Source organism: uncultured Jannaschia sp. (assembly GCF_947494055.1).
Classification (GTDB): domain Bacteria; phylum Pseudomonadota; class Alphaproteobacteria; order Rhodobacterales; family Rhodobacteraceae; genus Jannaschia.
On record NZ_CANLTR010000118.1, the window covers coordinates 1 to 2,019 of the forward strand.

Genomic DNA, 2,019 nt, shown 5'->3' on the forward strand with positions numbered 1-2,019 from the left:
GCGGGATGGGTCGCGCCCAGCAGCACGTAGCGGGCATCGGGAACGCGCTCGAGAATTGCGGGCAGCGCCTCGATCGCCGTCTCGATCCCCTTCCCCGGCGAGAGCAGGCCGAAGGTCAGGAGCGTCGGCCGCTCCGGCCAGCCGAGGCGGCGGCGCATCGCCGCGGGTTGCACCGGCGGGTGGTCGGGCACGCCGTGCGGGATGACGTCAATCGGCACGCCGGTCCCGTAGGTGCCGCGCAGCATGTCGCGCCCGCTGCGGGCCATCACGACGATGCCCGCGGCACGACGGTAGAGGGCGTCCATCGCCGCCCGCTGGTCCCGGTCCGGATGCCCCAGCACAGTATGGAGCTGCAGGATAGCGGGCACCCGGGCGGCATCGAGGAGGTCGGTCAGCCAGAGCCCTGCCGGTCCGCCGAAAATTCCGAACTCGTGCTGGACGAGGACGACGTCCGGCCGCCAACGCGCGATCGCGCGTTCGGTCGCGGCATAGGCGGCGCGCAGATCCCGCGGCACGACCAGATCGACGGCGGCGCCGTAGGCGTGCGTCGAACCCGGCTCGGACATGGCCGTGACATGGACCGCATGGCCCGCGGCGCGGAGCGCGGCAGCGACGTCCCGCGTGTAGGTCGCGATCCCGCAGCGGCGCGGCGGGTGATTGCCGATGAGGGCGATCCGCAGAGCATGGAAGTTCGGCATCACGGATTGGGCATGTGGGCGCACCGATACGACCTCCTGATGCGCAGACCCTGTCCTGCGGGAGCGTAGGGATTCGAATGAAAATGGATGACGCCGCCCGAGTGGGCCGCGCAATTGGTTAACGTTCCGATGTTCCTCGTGGTTCCGTCCCACCGCTGCGATCGGACAGGCCGGCTCGGCGCCCGCAGGAGGGGACGGGGCCGATTGTCCGTGATAGGCGCCATGCGATGGCATCTCTCGACCACCTCGTCCGCCTGACCGACGGCTGCGGCATCTGGCAACATGCGCGGCACGTCGTCCCGGACCGCCGCCACGGCTACTGCCTCGACGACGTCGCGCGCGGGCTGTGGCTCTGCACCCGCCATGCACGTCTCGATCCGGACGATCCCGTGCCCGGCCGGCTTGCGGCGATCTACGCATCCTTCGTCGACCATGCCTGGGAGCCAGAGGCGCGACGGTTCCGCAACTTCCTCACGCATGACCGGCAATGGATAGAACACGAGGACGAGGACGCATCGGCCCGCGCCCTCGTCGCGCTGGTCGAAACGGCGCGGTCGTCGTTGCCGAACGGCATCGCGGCCTGGGCCCGCGACCTGCTGCGCGAGGCCCTGCCTCTGGCTGGGACATTCCAGTCTCCCCGACCCTGGGCCTGGGCCCTGGGGGCGCTCTCGGCCGCGCGCGACCTCGACCTCGACGCCCCCGTCGATGCAGCAGGCGCCGCGCTCGCGAGCCAGCTCCTCACGCGCTGGACGGACTCGCCCGGACCGACGTTCGAGGCAGCGATGGCCTATGACAGCCCGCGCCTGGCGCAAGGGGCGCTCGATGGCAGCGTCTGGATTCCCGAACTGCGAGCGGCGGGTCTGGCCGCCCTTCGCCGGATGGCCGAGACGCAGACCGGGCCGGCGGGCCGGTTCCGTCCGCCGGGGTCCGAGGGATACGGCCGCGCGGGCGCGGACACGCTCCACGCGCAGCAGCCGCTCGATGCCTGGGCGCATGTGGAGGCAGCGCTGGCGGCGCTGACCGTGACCGGAGACGCGTCGTGGGCCACCGAGGCGCGCCGCGCACATGCCTGGTTCCTCGGCCGCAACGATGCGAGCGTCGCGCTCGCGACCGCCGAGGGCGGCTGCCACGACGGGATCGACCCGCAGGGCGTCAGCGTCAATCAGGGGGCGGAGTCGACGCTGGCCTGGCTGCATGCGGATGCCGCCATGCGGCTTGCGGGCTTGGAGCCGGAGACCGTGCGGCCGTAGCGGGCACAGGTTCACATGGTGTCGACGCGTCGGTAGGTCGTCGCGACGAGCCGGCCTCGTCCCATCAGATG

The 2,019-nt window shown here is 71.8% G+C and carries 2 protein-coding genes; one reads left to right on the forward strand and one right to left on the reverse strand.

What is annotated here, in order from left to right; genetic code table 11:
• The coding region (locus Q1A87_RS23335; RefSeq protein WP_299657210.1) for a glycosyltransferase at positions 1-722 on the reverse strand (722 nt) is incomplete at its 3' end.
• Positions 723-925: 203 nt separating this feature from the next.
• Between Q1A87_RS23335 and Q1A87_RS23340 the strand changes: the two genes are divergently transcribed.
• The gene (locus Q1A87_RS23340; RefSeq protein ID WP_299657213.1) at positions 926-1,948 is read left to right on the forward strand and encodes a hypothetical protein; all 1,023 of its coding nucleotides are present in this window, start codon (positions 926-928) and stop codon (positions 1,946-1,948) included.
• The last annotated feature ends 71 nt before the right edge of the window (positions 1,949-2,019 follow it).